Below are 17,607 nucleotides of genomic sequence, written 5' to 3'. Positions count from 1 at the left end.
CCGGAGCCCTGAATGACCCTCGAACGCGATGCCGCCGCCAACACTGCCAAGGTCCTGTCCGAAGCGCTGCCTTACATCCGACGCTATGTCGGCAAGACCCTGGTGATCAAATACGGCGGCAACGCGATGGAAAGCGAGGAGCTGAAAACCGGCTTCGCCCGCGACATCGTGCTGATGAAAGCCGTCGGCATCAACCCGGTGGTCGTGCACGGTGGCGGCCCGCAGATCGGTGATCTGCTCAAGCGCCTGTCGATCGAAAGCCACTTCGTCGATGGCATGCGCGTCACCGACGCTGCGACCATGGACGTGGTGGAAATGGTCCTCGGCGGCCAGGTCAACAAGAGCATCGTCAACCTGATCAACCGCCACGGTGGCAGCGCCATCGGCCTGACCGGCAAAGACGCCGGGCTGATTCGCGCGAAGAAGCTCACGGTGACCCGCCAGACCCCGGAGATGACCCAGCCGGAAATCATCGACATCGGCCACGTTGGCGAAGTAGTCGGCATCAACACCGAACTGCTGAACCTGCTGGTCAAAGGCAATTTCATCCCGGTGATTGCGCCGATCGGCGTCGGTGAGAACGGAGAGTCGTACAACATCAACGCCGATCTGGTGGCCGGTAAAGTCGCCGAGGCACTGAAAGCCGAGAAGCTGATGTTGCTGACCAACATCGCCGGCCTGATGGACAAGTCGGGCACCGTATTGACCGGCTTGAGCACGCAGCAAGTCGACGATCTGATCGCCGACGGCACCATCTACGGCGGCATGCTGCCGAAGATCCGTTGCGCGCTGGAAGCGGTTCAGGGCGGCGTGGGCAGCTCGTTGATCATCGACGGTCGTGTACCGAACGCGATCCTGCTGGAAATCTTCACCGACACCGGTGTGGGTACGCTGATCAGCAACCGCAAGCGCCCATAAGCACTGGCGTAAACAAAAAAACCCCGCTCAGCCTGGCTGAGCGGGGTCTTTTTTTGCCGGCAACCTCAGAATCTGCACCCCTTCTGTGTAGGAGCTGCCGAAGGCTGCGATCTTCTGATCTTGCTCTCAAATGCTAAAATCAAAAGATCGCAGCCTGCGGCAGCTCCTTGGGAAGGTGTGTCAGACGCCGAACTGCGCGCGGTAGGCTTCCACGGCTGGCAGGTGCTGCTTGAGCTGCGGATCATCGGCAAGGAATTCCAGCACCTGGTTCAGCGAAACAATGCTGATCACCGGGATACCGAAATCACGCTCGACTTCCTGAATGGCCGACAACTCACCGTTGCCACGCTCCTGACGGTTCAGCGCAATCAGCACGCCCGCAGCCTTGGCACCGTCCTGGGAAGCGATGATCTGCATCACTTCGCGGATTGCCGTACCGGCCGTGATCACGTCATCAATGATCAGCACATCGCCAGTCAGTGGCGCGCCGACCAGGCTGCCGCCTTCGCCGTGGGCCTTGGCTTCCTTGCGGTTGAAGCACCATGGCAGATCACGGTCGTGATGCTCGGCCAGTGCCACAGCGGTGGTCGCCGCCAACGGGATGCCTTTGTAGGCCGGGCCGAACAGAACGTCGAAAGGAATGCCGCTCTCAGCGATGGCTGCCGCGTAGAAACGCCCCAGCTGCGCCAGGGCCGAACCCGAGTTGAACAGGCCGGCATTGAAGAAGTAAGGACTGGTGCGCCCGGACTTCAGGGTGAACTCACCGAAGCGCAAAACGCCGCGATCGATGGCAAAACGAATGAAATCGCGCTGATACGCTTGCATGAAAAAAACCCCAAATACCACGGATTTAGCTAATTAGCTTGACGCCGTGTATCATACACGCACGCGATTTTTGGGGCCATTTATGCGGATCATCAGTGTGAACGTCAATGGTATTCAGGCTGCAGTCGAGCGTGGTTTGCTCAGTTGGCTGCAAGCACAGAATGCCGACGTCATCTGCCTGCAGGACACCCGTGCCTCCGCCTTTGAACTGGATGACCCAGCCTTCCAACTGGATGGCTACTTCCTTTATGCCTGCGATGCTGAAGTCCCTGCCCAAGGTGGCGTGGCTTTGTATTCGCGGTTGCAACCGAAGGCTGTCATCAGCGGTCTCGGTTTCGAGACGGCCGACCGCTACGGGCGCTACCTGCAAGCAGATTTCGACAAAGTCAGTATTGCCACCTTGCTGCTTCCTTCGGGGATGAACGGCGATGAGGACTTGAACCAGAAGTTCAAGCTCATGGACGACTTCGGCAAGTACCTGGACAAGCAGCGACGCAAACGTCGCGAGTACATTTATTGTGGCTCGCTGTACGTGGCGCAGCAAAAGCTCGACATCAAGAACTGGCGCGACAGCCAGCAATCCCCGGGCTTCCTGGCGCCAGAACGCGCCTGGATGGACGAGATTGTCGGCAACATGGGCTATGTCGATGCCCTGCGCGAAGTCAGCCGCGAAGGCGACCAGTACAGCTGGTGGCCAGACAACGAGCAGGCCGAGATGCTCAATCTGGGCTGGCGTTTCGACTACCAGATCCTGACCCCGGGCTTGCGACGCTTTGTACGCAGCGCACGCCTGCCACGTCAGCCACGGTTCTCGCAGCACGCACCGCTGATCGTCGACTACGACTGGACGCTGACCATCTAAGCGCCTTTTCGAAGTAAAAAATGCCCGTATCGCAAGATACGGGCATTTTTTATGCGTCACGTCCCGGCAGGCTCGAATTCAGACAGCCGCGAAGAACGGCAAGGCCAGATACAGCTTGATCACGATGACATTGATGATGTCGATGAAGAACGCCCCGACCATCGGCACCACCAGAAACGCAATCTGCGAGGGGCCGTAGCGCTGCGTCACCGCCTGCATGTTGGCAATGGCAGTCGGCGTGGCACCCAGGCCAAAACCGCAGTGCCCTGCCGCCAGCACGGCCGCGTCGTAGTTGCGCCCCATCATCCGGAATGTCACGAAAATCGCGAACAACGCCATGACCAGCGCCTGTACAGCCAGAATGATGAAAATCGGCAACGCCAGTGCGGCCAGATCCCATAACTTGAGCGACATCAGGGCAATCGCCAGAAACAGCGACAAGCTGACATTGCCCAGCACCGACACTTCACGCTCGAACACCTGATACAGGCCCAGCGCCGAGAGCCCGTTGCGCAACACCACGCCAACAAACAGGACACAAACAAACGTCGGCAACTCGAATGCGGTCCCCTGCAGCAGGCCGTTCAACAGATTGCCCGCCAGCAAACTGACCGCGATCAGGGCGAGTGTTTCTATAAACGAAAACGGGGTAATCGAGCGTTCTTTGTTTGGTTGCTCGAAGCCTTTCGGCAACCGCGGCGGTGCATCCGGACTCTGACAACCGGGCACCTGCACTCGCTTGATGAGCAAGCGCGCGACTGGTCCGCCGATCAAACCACCCAGCACCAGGCCAAACGTCGCGGAAGCCATCGCCAGCTCCGACGCAGATGCCAGACCGTACTTCTCACTGAATACCGTGCCCCACGCGGCACCGGTGCCGTGACCGCCCGCCAGTGTGATCGATCCGGTCAACAGCCCCATCAACGGGTCCAGCCCGAGCATTTTCGCCAGGCCGATACCCATGGCATTCTGCACCACCAACAGCCCGGTCACCGCCAGGAGAAATATCCCCACTATGCGGCCACCTTTCTTCAGGCTGGCAAAGTCTGCACTCAGACCGATGGTGGCAAAAAAGGCCAACATCAATGGTGTCTGCAGGGAAGTATCGAAACGAATTTCAATATCGAACGTCCGCAGCAGCAACAAAAGCAAGGCAACTACCAAGCCACCCGCGACAGGTTCTGGAATATTGTAACTGCGCATGAAACCTACACGCATAACGAGCCCGCGCCCCAGCAGAAGTACTAAGGAGGCGGCCACAAGTGTTCCGTAAAAATCGAGCTGAATCATTGGGATTATTCTTGGCTATATATTCAGAGGCGAGCTATTTACCTGCACGCGCCTCATGAACCGGCTGATTGTCTCAACACTGATTACTCGGAAATTCAAGAGCCTTCGATGGCTTGAATATATCTTAATATTTCAGGAGAAATATTATCCGAGCAACTTTAACAATCGCCGCCTTTGATTCCAAGGCTATGAATCCGAACTAAGCCGACGCAGTTGTGACTAAAAGTGTATATACAGAAAGAGCATCGACCGATCATCGCGATCAGATTAATCCTACCCATAATAGCGATTAATTTTGTTGCATTAATAAAATGCCCTGACAGGTCAGGGCATTTGTTTTAAAACTTTTCGAGCGTCTTATTTGATCAGCCGCCAGGTAAACGGATATCGGTAAGGAAAACCTTCATTGGCCTTCACACCGGCGATGATCGTCAAAACCAGCGCGCCGATAGCCAGTATGCCCAATAGAAAGAACCCGATGATCAGCACCATCAGCAGGAAACAGATCAACGAAGCAATGGCGACGGTGATCTGAAAATTCAACGCCTCCTTGCCTTGAGCATCGATGAACGGATCTGTCTCGCGCTTCATCTGCCAGAGAATCAATGGTCCGATCAGATTACCGAACGGAATCCAGATCCCCAGCAAGGCGGACAAGTGACAAAACATCGCCCACTGGCGAACCTCTTGGCTCGGCTTGGGCAGCAACTCTTGCTCGTCACTCATCGCGTCCTCCTTGCGGTTATGAACCTGCTCAGTCGGCCAGTGCAGCCTTTTGCAGTTCAAAGATTTCGTTCATGCCTTTTTTGGCCAGTTCCAGCATGGCGTTGAGGTCTTCAGGCTGGAACGGCGCGCCTTCGGCGGTGCCCTGCACCTCGATGAAACCACCGGTGCTGGTCATCACCACGTTGAGATCAGTCTCGGCGGCGGAATCTTCAAGATAGTCCAGATCCAGCACGGCCTCGCCCTGATACATGCCGACCGATACCGCACCGATCATTTGCTTGAGCGGATCGCCGCCTTTCAGGCCGCCGCGCTTCTTGATCACTTTCAGTGCATCAACCAGCGCAACCATGGCACCGGTGATCGAAGCGGTACGAGTACCGCCATCAGCCTGAATCACATCGCAGTCGACATACAGAGTGACATCACCCAGTTTGGACATGTCCAGCGCCGCGCGCAGGGAACGGCCGATCAGCCGCTGGATTTCCAGAGTGCGACCGCCCTGCTTGCCACGGCTCGCTTCACGCTGGTTACGCTCGCCGGTGGCGCGCGGCAGCATGCCGTATTCGGCAGTCAACCAACCTTGGCCCTGGCCTTTGAGGAAACGCGGTACGCCGTTCTCGACGCTGACGGTGCAGATGACTTTGGTATCACCGAATTCGACCAGCACCGAACCTTCGGCGTGCTTGGTGTAGTTGCGGGTAATGCGGATCGAGCGGAGCTGATCGGCAGCGCGACCACTTGGACGTTTCATAGGAGATACCTGTACTGAGGACGGAAAACTGCCGAGCATTATAGAGCGCTGCACCGCGCCTGGGCACTCGCTAAAAAATCGGGGCGACGACCGAAGCCCCTGAAACACCCATTACCGACGGGCTGCAGCCCTTTGTCACACCGTGTGTTTGGGCGCATTCGCCGCACTGCGCTACAATCCTGCGCCTTTGCTGCCAGTCGGCTTAAATTCATTGATATCGAGCCTGCGGAACATCCCTGCTGCGCCGATCTGCATTGCGAGGTCACCGCCATGGTGCACAGCATGACCGCCTTCGCCCGCGTCGAAAAAGCCGGCGCCCAGGGCACACTGAGCTGGGAACTGCGCTCGGTCAACAGCCGCTATCTGGAACCGCACCTGCGCCTGCCGGAGTCGTTTCGCGACCTCGAAGGCGCGGTGCGTGAAGCGCTGCGTCAAGGCCTGTCGCGAGGCAAACTGGAATGCACCCTGCGTTTCACCGAAGAAAGCACCGGCAAAACCCTGCAAGTCGATCGCGAGCGCGCCGCGCAGTTGGTTGCTGCGGCCGAGACCGTTGCCGGCCTGATCAAGAATCCTGCCGCACTGAACCCGCTCGAGGTGCTGGCCTGGCCTGGCGTCCTGGTCGGTGATGCGAGCGACCCGCAGGCACTGAATGCCGACGCACTGGCCCTGTTCAATCAAGGCTTGAAAGAGTTGAAGGCCGGCCGCGAGCGCGAAGGCGCGGAGCTGGCACGCTTGATCAACGAGCGCCTGACATCCATCGAAGAAGACGTCGTGACCCTGCGTGAACTGGTGCCGCAAATGCTCGCCACTCAGCGTCAGAAGGTCCTCGACCGCTTTACCGACATGAAGGCCGAACTGGATCCGCAACGCCTCGAACAGGAAATGGTCATGCTCGCGCAAAAGAGCGACGTGGCTGAAGAACTGGACCGCCTGAGCACCCACATCATCGAAGTGCGCCGGGTGCTCAAGTCCGGCGGAGCAGCCGGACGCCGCCTCGACTTCCTGATGCAGGAGCTCAACCGCGAAGCCAACACACTGGGCTCCAAAGCCTTCGACCCGCGCAGCACCCAGGCCGCCGTCAACCTCAAGGTGTTGATCGAGCAGATGCGCGAACAAGTGCAGAATATTGAGTAAGGCTACCCCGACATGACCCACAGCACCGGCACCCTGTACATCATTTCCGCGCCATCCGGCGCGGGCAAGAGCAGTCTGGTCAAGGCTTTGACCGACGCCGACGCGGAAATCCGCGTTTCGGTCTCACACACCACCCGCGCCATGCGACCGGGTGAAGTGGACGGCGTGAACTATCACTTCGTCTCACGCGAAGCGTTCGTGAAAATGGGCGAGCATGGCGATTTCCTCGAGCGCGCCGAAGTGTTCGGCAACCTCTACGGCACTTCGCAAAGCCACCTGCAGCAAACCCTCGACGCCGGCCACGACCTGATTCTGGAAATCGACTGGCAAGGCGCCGAGCAAGTGCGCAAATTGATGCCGCAGGCACGTTCGATCTTCATCCTGCCGCCATCGTTGCAGGCGCTGCATCAGCGTCTGACCAACCGTGGCCAGGACAGCGACGAAATCATCGACGGGCGCATGCGTGAAGCGGTCAGCGAAATGAGCCACTACGTCGACTACGACTACCTGATCATCAACGACGATTTCGCCCACGCGCTGGATGACCTGAAGGCGATTTTCCGCGCCAATCAGCTGCAACAGAAACGCCAACAGCAGCGTTTCGGCAAATTGCTGGCTGAGTTGCTGGGTTAAATCAGCACTTCCCAAAACCGCTGCAAGCGCTTTACATTGGTGCTTGCAGCGCGTTGAAGGGCTTGGTTAAAAAATCAGCGCTTCCCTAATCGCTGGTGATTTTTTAAACTGTTGAGTCCGCTCGCCCAACCGGGCAGCGCGCATATTGCATTCGCTCCGAGGAATACCATGGCCCGCGTAACCGTTGAAGACTGCCTGAACCACGTGGAAAACCGTTTTGAGCTGGTCATGCTCTCTACCAAACGTGCCCGTCAACTGGCCACCGGCGGCAAAGAGCCACTGGTTCAGTGGGAAAACGACAAGCCGACCGTTGTCGCCCTGCGTGAAATCGCTGAAGGCCTGATGAGCTACGAGTTCATCGCCGAGCAGGAAATTGTCCACGAAGAGCCGCTGTTCGCAGCGTTCGAGGACGAGTCCAACGAGGCCGTCTAAGCCTATGCCTGGTCGACGTAGCACGGCGCGGGATCACAGCTTACGGCAGGAATCATCATGCCGAGCATAGACGCCCTCGCCGATCGCTTATCGACCTACCTCGGCAACGACCAGGTCAACCTGGTCCGCCGAGCGTATTTCTACGCCGAACAAGCCCATGACGGTCAACGCCGTCGCAGTGGCGAGGCGTACGTCACGCATCCTCTTGCCGTGGCCAATATTCTTGCCGACATGCACATGGATCATCAGAGCCTGATGGCCGCGATGCTGCATGACGTGATCGAAGACACCGGTATCGCCAAAGAAGCGCTGCAAGCGCAGTTCGGTGAAACCGTGGCCGAACTGGTCGACGGGGTCAGCAAACTGACCCAGATGAATTTCGAGACCAAGGCCGAAGCCCAGGCTGAAAACTTCCAGAAAATGGCCATGGCCATGGCGCGCGACATTCGCGTGATCCTGGTCAAGCTTGCCGACCGCCTGCACAACATGCGCACGCTGGAAGTGCTGTCCGGCGAAAAACGCCGCCGGATCGCCAAGGAAACCCTCGAAATCTATGCGCCCATCGCCAACCGGCTGGGCATGCATGCGATCCGCATCGAATTCGAAGACCTCGGTTTCAAGGCCATGCACCCGATGCGTTCCGCGCGGATCTACCAGGCGGTCAAACGCGCCCGGGGCAACCGCAAGGAAATCGTCAACAAGATCGAAGAATCCCTTGGCCATTGTCTCGCCATCGACGGCATCCAGGGCGAAGTCAGCGGTCGCCAGAAACACCTCTACGGCATCTACAAGAAAATGCGCGGCAAGCGTCGGGCCTTCAACGAGATCATGGACGTCTATGCGTTCCGGATCATCGTCGACAAGGTCGATACCTGCTACCGCGTGCTGGGCGCTGTTCATAATTTGTACAAGCCGTTGCCGGGGCGCTTCAAGGATTACATCGCGATCCCCAAGGCCAACGGCTATCAGTCGCTGCACACCACGCTGTTCGGCATGCACGGCGTACCGATCGAGATCCAGATCCGTACCCGCGAAATGGAAGAGATGGCCAACAACGGCATCGCCGCCCATTGGCTGTACAAATCCAGCGGTGACGAGCAGCCGAAAGGCACTCACGCCCGCGCCCGTCAGTGGGTCAAAGGCGTGCTGGAAATGCAGCAACGCGCCGGCAACTCGCTGGAATTCATCGAGAGCGTGAAAATCGACCTGTTCCCGGACGAGGTCTATGTGTTCACGCCAAAAGGCCGGATCATGGAGCTGCCGAAAGGCTCCACGGCGGTCGACTTTGCTTACGCGGTACACACCGACGTCGGCAACAGCTGCATCGCCTGCCGGATCAACCGTCGTCTCGCACCGCTGTCCGAACCGCTGCAAAGCGGCTCCACGGTCGAGATTGTCAGCGCCCCCGGCGCACGGCCGAACCCGGCGTGGCTCAATTTCGTGGTCACCGGCAAGGCGCGCACGCACATCCGCCATGCGCTGAAACTGCAACGTCGCTCCGAGTCCATCAGCCTCGGCGAACGCCTGCTGAACAAAGTCCTCAACGGTTTCGACAGTTCGCTGGAGAAGATCCCGGCCGAACGCGTCAAGGCGATGCTCACCGAGTACCGCCTCGAACTGATCGAAGACTTGCTCGAAGACATTGGCCTCGGCAACCGCATGGCTTACGTCGTTGCCCGACGGCTGCTCGGCGAAGGCGAACAGCTGCCAAGCCCGGAAGGCCCGCTGGCGATTCGCGGTACCGAAGGTCTGGTGCTGAGCTACGCCAAATGCTGCACGCCGATCCCGGGCGACCCGATTGTCGGGCACCTGTCGGCAGGCAAAGGCATGGTCGTGCACCTGGACAACTGCCGCAACATCAGCGAAATCCGGCACAACCCGGAAAAATGCATCCAGCTCTCGTGGGCCAAGGATGTCACCGGCGAATTCAACGTCGAACTGCGCGTCGAGCTGGAACACCAGCGCGGCCTGATCGCTCTGCTGGCCAGCAGCGTCAACGCCGCCGACGGCAATATCGAGAAAATCAGCATGGACGAACGCGATGGTCGCATCAGCGTGGTCCAGTTGGTGGTCAGCGTTCACGACCGTGTGCACCTGGCCCGTGTGATCAAGAAGCTGCGCGCCCTGACCGGGGTGATCCGCATCACCCGCATGCGTGCATAACTCAACCATTACAAGGAGTCATACATGACCAAGACTGTTATCACCAGCGACAAGGCCCCGGCCGCCATCGGCACTTACTCCCAGGCGATCAAGGCCGGCAACACCGTTTACATGTCGGGTCAGATTCCTCTGGACCCAAAAACCATGGAACTGGTTGAAGGCTTCGAAGCCCAGACCGTCCAGGTGTTCGAGAACCTCAAAGCCGTGGCCGAAGCCGCTGGCGGTTCGTTCAAGGACATCGTCAAACTGAACATTTTCCTCACCGACCTGAGCCACTTCGCCAAGGTCAACGAGATCATGGGCAAATACTTCGACCAGCCGTACCCGGCTCGCGCCGCCATCGGCGTGGCTGCCCTGCCAAAGGGTTCGCAGGTTGAAATGGATGCCATTCTGGTCATCGAGTGATGCGCACGGCGCGGCCTTCAACCGCCGCGCCGACTGCTGCAAGAAAAGGTTTTGAAAGGATTCCACCATGCGCAAAGCGCTAGCTCTCCCGCTGCTCGCCATTTTCCTCGGCGGCTGCGCCAGCAACCCTGCCGACCGTGACATCAGCGGCACCTGGATCAACCAGGTGGCGATCGATGCCGCAGCCAAGGGCGGCCCCCTGCGCGAAGCGCTTCAGGCTTACGGCCCGAACCTTGAGTGGGACGTCAACACCAAGGCCAGTCAGGCCCGCTACACCAACGGATTTGAGAACGTCGAAGGACGGCTGCTGGGTGAGAAATCCGGCGCCTGGAAAGTCGACTTCTATGGCAGCTCCGCCAGTGAGCTGAAACGCGATGGCGGGCAACTACAGCAAGCCGCCAGCGACAACGAACCCGAGCAGGTGTTCGACCGCGCACAGATTCCGGTGCCGGAAGGCGCACCGATTGGCGCCAGTTTCGAGCGCGCGCTGTATTCCGCCTACATGGGCGGCAGCTGGACAATCGCCAGTGGTCAGGGCGAAGGCGGCACCGTGCAGTTCCAGGCTGACGGCCAGGTTTCCGGATTGCCGGGGGCCGACCGTTACGCCTTGTGCCTGGCGGGCGATTGCGCATCGATGAGCAGCACCAATGACAGCATGTGGTTGCAGCAGAACGGTCAGGGCAATAACTGGATCTTTGTGCGCAAGGGCAAAGAGCTGGAAATCCTGCAAGCGGTGAACTCCGCTCAAGCGGACGAACAACCGCAGTTCACCGCAGGTGAGCGCAAGTGGTTGCTGGAAAAACAGTAAACCGCTTCTGAAACCGCTGAAGATCAAATGTGGGAGCGAGCTTGCTCGCGAATGCGGTGCAACAGCCAACAGAGATGTTGGATGTTAAGCCCTCTTCGCGAGCAAGCTCGCTCCCACATTAGTTTTGTGGTGTTTGGAAGTCAGCAGCGCCCTTCTAAAATGGCGGCATAACCTTCGCGGTAACTTGGGTACGTTGGCGTCCAGCCCAACGCTTTCGCCCGGCCATTGCTGCAGCGCTTGCTGCCGGTGCGCCGCACACTGGCATCTTCAGACCATTCGGTAACGCCCAGATACTCGCGTAACCAGCCCACAACTTCCGCCAATGGCGCCGGTGCATCGTCGACGCCGATGTAGAAATCTTCCAGATTCACGCCCTGCCGAGCCTTCTCCAACAGGAATGCCAGCAACCCGGCCGCATCGTCAGCATGAATCCGATTGCCATACAGCGGCGGTTCGACCGCCACGCGATAACCGCGACGCACTTGAGTCAACAGCCATTCGCGGCCCGGGCCGTAGATGCCAGTCAGACGCAGGATGCTCGCGGGAATGCCACTATTAAGCGCCACCTGCTCAGCCTCCAGCATCAACCGCCCGGAGTATCCGGCAGCGATGGTCTCTGAGCTCTCATCGACCCACTCACCCTCCTGCTGCCCATAAACGCTGCTGCTGGAAACAAAGATCAGCCGCTCAGGCACCTGCCCATAGTCGTCCAGCCAGCTCAGGACATTCTGCAAACCCTGCACATAAGCCGCGCGATAACCGGCCTCATCGTGATCAGTGGCGGCGGCGCAATACACCAGATAGTCCACGGCACCCACCGGCCAGGTCGCCGGGCAGTCTTCATTGAACAGGTCGCCGGCAACGCCGATCACTCCAGCAGGCAGCTTCGAAACATCCCGGCGCAGGCCGTGAACTTCCCAGCCAGCCGCCAGCAATTGCTTGGCCAGACGACTGCCGACATCACCACAACCGGCAATCAAAACAGAAGGCGCGGACATCAAAAAACTCCTATCGGAAAGGCACAGACTAGCTCTGGCACAGGACGAACGGCTAGCAATGAAGGAAAAAAAGATACTCTATTACTTTTGTTAACAAGAATTACTTGCAATAATGCACGCCACTTTTGTTCTCGGCCTTACGAGGCCTGGTAGAGCATCACCGTTTTTCTATCTCAGGTCCGGCCAGCATGACACGTAATCAAATCCCCGCTTCGCCAACCAAACGACCTCGCGTTTTTAGCGCGGTGGCGGCTCTGTTGCTCAGCCTGATGCTGGCACCGACTGCTGCTTTCGCCGATGCCCAGGCACCTGCAACGCCAGCCGCCACCGAGCAAAGCGCACCAGCCGCCGCTCCGGCTGCCCCGGCCGCTACCGATCCAGTGCAAGCAGTTGACGCTGCCGATGTCCCTGAAGTTCTCGAAGCCGACAACAGCCTGGGCATGGCCCACGACCTGTCGCCGTGGGGCATGTACCAGAACGCCGACATCATCGTGAAAATCGTGATGATCGGTCTGGCCATCGCTTCGATCATCACCTGGACCATCTGGATCGCCAAAGGCTTCGAGTTGATGGGCGCCAAGCGTCGTCTGCGTGGCGAAATCGCCGCTCTGAAAAAAGCCACCACCCTGAAAGAAGCCAGCGCCACGGCCGGCAAGGAAGGCACCCTCGCCAACCTGCTGGTGCACGACGCGCTCGAAGAGATGCGCCTGTCGGTCAACAGCCGCGAGAAGGAAGGCATCAAGGAGCGCGTCAGCTTCCGTCTCGAGCGTCTGGTTGCCGCCTGCGGTCGCAACATGAGCAGCGGCACTGGCGTCCTCGCCACCATCGGTTCCACCGCGCCGTTTGTCGGCCTGTTCGGTACCGTGTGGGGCATCATGAATTCCTTCATCGGCATCGCCAAAACCCAGACCACCAACCTTGCTGTCGTCGCGCCCGGCATTGCTGAAGCGCTGCTGGCCACCGCACTGGGCCTGGTTGCCGCGATTCCAGCCGTTGTGATCTACAACGTCTTCGCCCGCTCCATCGCCGGTTACAAGGCGCAGGTTTCCGATGCCTCGGCAGAAGTCCTGCTGCTGGTCAGCCGTGACCTCGATCACCAGCCTGAGCGCAGCTCGCAGCCGCACATGGTCAAAGTGGGGTAATCGGCCATGGGCCTGCATTTGAAAGAAGGCGCAGACGACGATCTGGCCGAGAACCACGAAATCAACGTCACGCCGTTCATCGACGTGATGCTGGTGCTGTTGATCATCTTTATGGTGGCCGCTCCGTTGGCCACTGTGGATATCAAAGTCGACCTGCCTGCCTCGACCGCCAAACCGGCGCCGCGGCCAGAGAAACCGGTGTTCCTTAGCGTAAAAGCTGATCAGCGCCTGTTCATTGGTGAAGACGAAGTGAAGCCCGAAACCCTCGGCGCCTTCCTCGACGCCAAGACTCAGGGCAAGAAAGACACCACTATCTTCTTCCAGGCCGACAAAGGTGTGGATTACGGCGACCTGATGAGCGTGATGGACAAGCTGCGCGGCGCCGGTTACCTGAAGGTCGGTCTGGTCGGACTTGAGACGGCAGCCAAGAAATGATCACGACGCGCCATAAGCTGACGCGTTACAGCGGTAGCCTGGCCGTGGTGCTGGGCGTTCATGCGCTGGCCATCGCGCTGGCGCTGAACTGGACCGCCCGCCCGCCCATCGAATTGCCGCCGCAGGCAATGATGGTCGAGCTGGCCCCGGTTCCGGCCCCGCCACCGCCTGCTCCGCCGAAAGTCGTCACACCGCCGCAGCCACCGGCTCCGGTTGAAGAGTTGCCGATTCCGAAGCTGGCCGAAGCACCGAAAGCTGAAATCGCGGTGCAGAAACCCAAGCCGAAGCCCAAGCCTAAACCGCCGAAGCCGGTAGAGAAGAAGCTGCCCGATCCACCGAAGGAAAAACCTTCCGAGGAGAAACCGGCCGACACGCAACCGACTCAGGCGCCGACGGAGAAATCCGCCCAGCCTGCACCGGGTCCGTCGCCTGCTCAGATGGCTGCCAAGGCCAGTTGGCAAGGCACCCTGCTCGCGCACTTGGCCAAGTACAAAAAGTACCCGGCCAGTGCTCAGGCGCGCGGTAAAGAAGGCTTGAACCGCCTGCGTTTCGTAGTGGATGGCGAAGGTAATGTACTGTCGTTCGAACTGGTGGGCCGCTCCGGCAACGCCGATCTGGACCGGGCTACCCTGGAAATGATCCGCCGCGCGCAGCCGCTGCCCAAGCCACCGGCCGACATGCTCAACAACGGCTCGATCGAAATTGTTGCGCCGTTTGTTTATTCCCTCGAACGCCGCCGTTAAGGAACACCGCAATACCTGTGGGAGCGAGCTTGCTCGCGAAGAGGTCGTGTCAGTCAGCCCATGCTTGTCTGACCCACCGCTTTCGCGAGCAGGCTCGCTCCCACAGTGGTTATGTGTTGAACGTTAGACCGAGATAAAGGCACCGAAAGGTGCCTTTTACGTATCTGCCTGCGGCAAACCGAGATTGCCCGGTGTCGCATTGGGCGCTCAGTCTGATAACGTGCGTCTATCGATTGCAGCCGGTATGCTTGGCCCGCATCTTCATGGACGCTTGCTATGACCCTCACAGAATTACGCTACATCGTTACCCTCGCCCAAGAGCAGCATTTCGGCCACGCCGCCGAACGTTGCCACGTCAGCCAGCCGACCCTGTCGGTGGGCGTGAAAAAGCTTGAAGACGAACTCGGTGTGCTGATTTTCGAGCGCAGCAAAAGCGCCGTGCGCCTGACCCCGGTCGGCGAAGGCATCGTCGCCCAGGCGCAGAAGGTTCTGGAGCAAGCACAAGGCATCCGCGAACTGGCCCAGGCCGGCAAGAATCAGCTGACCGCGCCGTTGAAAGTCGGTGCGATCTACACCGTCGGCCCGTACCTGTTCCCGCATCTGATTCCGCAACTGCACCGGGTCGCCCCGCAGATGCCGTTGTACATCGAAGAAAACTTCACCCACGTGCTGCGCGACAAACTGCGCAACGGCGAACTCGACGCGATCATCATCGCCCTGCCGTTCAACGAAGCCGACGTGCTGACCCTGCCGCTCTACGACGAGCCGTTCTACGTCTTGATGCCGGCGCAGCACCCGTGGACGCAAAAAGAGACCATCGACGCCGGCCTGCTCAACGACAAGAGCCTGCTGCTGCTCGGCGAAGGCCACTGCTTCCGCGATCAGGTGCTTGAAGCCTGCCCGACTCTGACCAAGGGCAACGACGGCGCCAAGCACACCACGGTCGAATCCAGCTCGCTGGAAACCATCCGCCACATGGTCGCGTCCGGTCTGGGCATCTCGATCCTGCCGTTGTCGGCGGTCGACAGCCATCACTACGCCCCGGGCGTGATCGAAGTGCGCCCACTGTCGCCGCCGGTGCCGTTCCGCACCGTGGCCATTGCCTGGCGCGCGAGCTTCCCACGGCCGAAAGCCATCGAGATCCTCGCCGACTCCATTCGCCTGTGTTCGGTGGCCAAGCCAGCGGCACCGGTTACGGCCGGTTAAGCGAGCGTCATGACTGAGCTGTCGCAAGTGTCGGTGACGGCACTCAAGGGTGTCGGCGAAGCCATGGCCGAGAAACTGGCCAAGGTCGGCCTGGAGAATCTGCAGGACGTGCTGTTCCACCTGCCGCTGCGCTATCAGGATCGCACCCGTGTGGTGCCGATCGGCGCGCTGCGACCGGGACAGGATGCCGTGGTCGAAGGCACCGTCAGCGGCGCCGACGTGGTCATGGGCCGACGCCGCAGCCTTGTCGTGCGCTTGCAGGACGGCACCGGCGGTCTCAGCCTGCGCTTCTACCATTTCAGCAACGCGCAGAAAGAAGGCCTCAAGCGCGGCACGCGGGTTCGCTGCTACGGCGAGGCCCGGCCCGGCGCGTCAGGACTGGAAATCTACCACCCGGAATACCGTGCCATTACTGGTGACGAACCGCCGCCAGTGGATGAAACCCTGACCCCGGTCTATCCGCTCACCGAAGGCCTGACCCAAGCGCGTCTGCGCCAGTTGTGTCTGCAGACACTGACGATGCTCAAGCCAGATACCTTGCCCGACTGGCTGCCGACCGAACTGGCCCGCGACTATCAACTGGCGCCGCTGGCCGATGCGATCCGCTACCTGCACAACCCGCCCGCCGATGCCGACGTCGACGAACTCGCCCTCGGTCATCACTGGGCGCAGCATCGTCTGGCTTTCGAAGAACTGCTGACCCATCAACTGTCGCAGCAACGTCTGCGCGAAAGCATGCGTTCGCTGCGCGCGCCAGCCATGCCGAAAGCAAAAAAGCTGCCGCCGAAATATCTGGCCAACCTCGGCTTCAACCCGACCGGCGCGCAACAGCGCGTCGGCAACGAAATCGCCTACGACCTCAGTCAGCACGAACCGATGCTGCGACTGATTCAGGGCGACGTCGGCGCCGGCAAAACCGTGGTCGCCGCCCTCGCCGCGTTGCAAGCGCTGGAGGCCGGCTATCAAGTCGCGCTGATGGCGCCGACCGAGATCCTTGCCGAACAACACTTCATCACCTTCAAGCGCTGGCTCGAACCGCTGGGCATTGAAGTCGCGTGGCTGGCCGGCAAGCTCAAAGGCAAAAACCGTGTCGCCGCACTGGAACAGATCGCCAGCGGCACGCCGATGGTGGTCGGCACCCACGCGCTGTTTCAGGACGAAGTGCAGTTCAAGAATCTGGCGCTGGTGATCATCGACGAACAACACCGCTTCGGCGTGCAGCAGCGTCTGGCGCTGCGGCAGAAAGGCGTCGGCGGACGCATGTGCCCGCACCAACTGATCATGACCGCCACGCCGATTCCTCGAACACTGGCGATGAGTGCCTACGCCGACCTCGACACCTCGATCCTCGACGAACTGCCGCCCGGTCGAACCCCGGTCAACACCGTGCTGGTCACCGACACCCGCCGCGTCGAAGTCATCGAACGCGTGCGCGGTGCCTGCGCCGAAGGCCGTCAGGCCTATTGGGTGTGCACGCTGATTGAAGAATCCGAAGAGCTGACCTGTCAGGCCGCCGAAACCACCTTCGAAGACCTCACTCTAGCCCTCGGCGAACTGAAAGTCGGGCTGATCCACGGGCGCATGAAACCCGTCGAGAAGGCCGCCGTCATGGCCGAATTCAAGGCCGGCAATCTGCAACTGCTGGTCGCCACCACGGTGATCGAAGTGGGCGTCGACGTGCCCAACGCCAGCCTGATGATCATCGAAAACCCCGAGCGCCTCGGCCTCGCGCAACTGCACCAGCTACGCGGCCGCGTTGGCCGGGGCAGCGCCGCCAGCCATTGCGTGCTGCTTTACCATCCGCCGCTGTCGCAGATCGGGCGCCAGCGTCTGGGCATCATGCGCGAGACCAACGACGGTTTCGTCATCGCCGAAAAAGACCTCGAACTGCGCGGGCCCGGGGAAATGCTCGGCACTCGCCAGACCGGCCTGCTGCAATTCAAAGTCGCCGACCTGATGCGCGACGCCGACTTGCTGCCCGCCGTCCGCGACGCCGCGCAAGCCTTGCTGGAACGCTGGCCAACCCACGTCAGCCCATTACTCGATCGCTGGCTGCGCCACGGGCAGCAATACGGCCAAGTGTGAGCACCGTCGCAGTTTCTGACAGATCGTTCTGATCAAGGTGGTTATACTCCT

Annotated in this window: 18 protein-coding genes; 13 read left to right on the top strand and 5 right to left on the bottom strand. The window is 59.9% G+C overall.

Features of this window, described 5'->3' with window-relative positions:
* The first annotated feature begins 12 nt into the window (after positions 1-12).
* The gene (gene argB, locus L8H52_RS17215) at positions 13-918 is read left to right on the top strand and encodes an acetylglutamate kinase (protein ID WP_007954443.1); all 906 of its coding nucleotides are present in this window, start codon (positions 13-15) and stop codon (positions 916-918) included.
* Positions 919-1,098: 180 nt separating this feature from the next.
* Here argB and pyrE read toward each other — a convergent pair whose 3' ends face one another.
* The gene (gene pyrE / locus L8H52_RS17210; protein ID WP_008078597.1) at positions 1,099-1,743 is read right to left on the bottom strand and encodes an orotate phosphoribosyltransferase; all 645 of its coding nucleotides are present in this window, start codon (positions 1,741-1,743) and stop codon (positions 1,099-1,101) included.
* An 82-nt stretch (positions 1,744-1,825) separates the two neighbouring features.
* Here pyrE and L8H52_RS17205 point away from each other — a divergent pair, with 82 nt between their 5' ends.
* Positions 1,826-2,605, top strand: coding sequence for an exodeoxyribonuclease III (locus L8H52_RS17205; protein WP_007920349.1), 780 nt, complete (start codon positions 1,826-1,828; stop codon positions 2,603-2,605).
* A 78-nt stretch (positions 2,606-2,683) separates the two neighbouring features.
* Here L8H52_RS17205 and gltS read toward each other — a convergent pair whose 3' ends face one another.
* The 3 genes from gltS to rph form a co-directional block, all read right to left on the bottom strand.
* Entirely contained in the window at positions 2,684-3,895 is a 1,212-nt protein-coding gene (gltS, locus tag L8H52_RS17200) for a sodium/glutamate symporter (RefSeq protein WP_242207827.1), read from the bottom strand.
* Positions 3,896-4,252: 357 nt separating this feature from the next.
* Positions 4,253-4,621, bottom strand: coding sequence for a DUF4870 domain-containing protein (locus L8H52_RS17195; protein WP_007920344.1), 369 nt, complete (start codon positions 4,619-4,621; stop codon positions 4,253-4,255).
* Positions 4,622-4,649: 28 nt separating this feature from the next.
* The gene (gene rph / locus L8H52_RS17190) at positions 4,650-5,372 is read right to left on the bottom strand and encodes a ribonuclease PH (RefSeq protein WP_090287527.1); all 723 of its coding nucleotides are present in this window, start codon (positions 5,370-5,372) and stop codon (positions 4,650-4,652) included.
* 270 nt (positions 5,373-5,642) lie between these two features.
* Between rph and L8H52_RS17185 the strand changes: the two genes are divergently transcribed.
* The 6 genes from L8H52_RS17185 (at position 5,643) to L8H52_RS17160 (ending at position 10,947) form a co-directional block, all read left to right on the top strand.
* Entirely contained in the window at positions 5,643-6,506 is an 864-nt protein-coding gene (locus tag L8H52_RS17185; protein WP_122842199.1) for a YicC/YloC family endoribonuclease, read from the top strand.
* 12 nt (positions 6,507-6,518) lie between these two features.
* A complete protein-coding gene (gene gmk / locus L8H52_RS17180) occupies positions 6,519-7,139 on the top strand; it encodes a guanylate kinase (RefSeq protein ID WP_242207828.1) in 621 nt (206 codons plus the stop codon).
* 168 nt (positions 7,140-7,307) lie between these two features.
* The gene (gene rpoZ / locus L8H52_RS17175) at positions 7,308-7,571 is read left to right on the top strand and encodes a DNA-directed RNA polymerase subunit omega (RefSeq protein WP_242207829.1); all 264 of its coding nucleotides are present in this window, start codon (positions 7,308-7,310) and stop codon (positions 7,569-7,571) included.
* Between the two features lie 57 nt (positions 7,572-7,628).
* Positions 7,629-9,734, top strand: coding sequence for a bifunctional GTP diphosphokinase/guanosine-3',5'-bis pyrophosphate 3'-pyrophosphohydrolase (spoT, locus tag L8H52_RS17170; RefSeq protein WP_007920338.1), 2,106 nt, complete (start codon positions 7,629-7,631; stop codon positions 9,732-9,734).
* Between the two features lie 24 nt (positions 9,735-9,758).
* Positions 9,759-10,139, top strand: coding sequence for a RidA family protein (locus tag L8H52_RS17165; protein ID WP_003229509.1), 381 nt, complete (start codon positions 9,759-9,761; stop codon positions 10,137-10,139).
* 67 nt (positions 10,140-10,206) lie between these two features.
* Positions 10,207-10,947, top strand: a complete 741-nt coding sequence (locus L8H52_RS17160) for a hypothetical protein (protein ID WP_242207830.1) — start codon at positions 10,207-10,209, stop codon at positions 10,945-10,947.
* A 140-nt stretch (positions 10,948-11,087) separates the two neighbouring features.
* On the opposite strand, the gene L8H52_RS17155 is transcribed toward L8H52_RS17160, so the two are convergent.
* Positions 11,088-11,945: an SDR family oxidoreductase gene (locus tag L8H52_RS17155; protein ID WP_242207831.1), complete on the bottom strand. Its 858-nt coding sequence runs from the start codon at positions 11,943-11,945 to the stop codon at positions 11,088-11,090.
* A gap of 188 nt (positions 11,946-12,133) precedes the next feature.
* Here L8H52_RS17155 and exbB point away from each other — a divergent pair, with 188 nt between their 5' ends.
* The 5 genes from exbB (at position 12,134) to recG (ending at position 17,556) form a co-directional block, all read left to right on the top strand.
* Positions 12,134-13,087, top strand: a complete 954-nt coding sequence (exbB, locus tag L8H52_RS17150) for a tonB-system energizer ExbB (RefSeq protein WP_242207832.1) — start codon at positions 12,134-12,136, stop codon at positions 13,085-13,087.
* A gap of 6 nt (positions 13,088-13,093) precedes the next feature.
* Entirely contained in the window at positions 13,094-13,522 is a 429-nt protein-coding gene (gene exbD / locus L8H52_RS17145; RefSeq protein WP_242207833.1) for a TonB system transport protein ExbD, read from the top strand.
* Positions 13,519-14,265, top strand: a complete 747-nt coding sequence (locus L8H52_RS17140; protein WP_034152067.1) for an energy transducer TonB — start codon at positions 13,519-13,521, stop codon at positions 14,263-14,265. Before exbD ends, L8H52_RS17140 begins: the two co-directional genes overlap by 4 nt.
* Before the next feature lie 276 nt (positions 14,266-14,541).
* On the top strand, positions 14,542-15,471 hold the full coding sequence (locus L8H52_RS17135) for a hydrogen peroxide-inducible genes activator (RefSeq protein ID WP_007920331.1): 930 nt from the start codon (positions 14,542-14,544) through the stop codon (positions 15,469-15,471).
* Positions 15,472-15,480: 9 nt separating this feature from the next.
* Positions 15,481-17,556 carry an ATP-dependent DNA helicase RecG gene (gene recG / locus L8H52_RS17130; RefSeq protein WP_016985805.1) on the top strand — a complete coding sequence of 692 codons (2,076 nt, stop codon included), beginning with the start codon at positions 15,481-15,483 and terminating at the stop codon, positions 17,554-17,556.
* Positions 17,557-17,607 lie beyond the last annotated feature (51 nt).

It is taken from the genome of Pseudomonas sp. CROZ-RG-20F-R04-15 (assembly GCF_022662375.1).
In the GTDB taxonomy this organism is placed as follows: Bacteria; Pseudomonadota; Gammaproteobacteria; order Pseudomonadales; family Pseudomonadaceae; genus Aquipseudomonas.
This window is presented reverse-complemented; position numbering and strand designations above follow the sequence as displayed.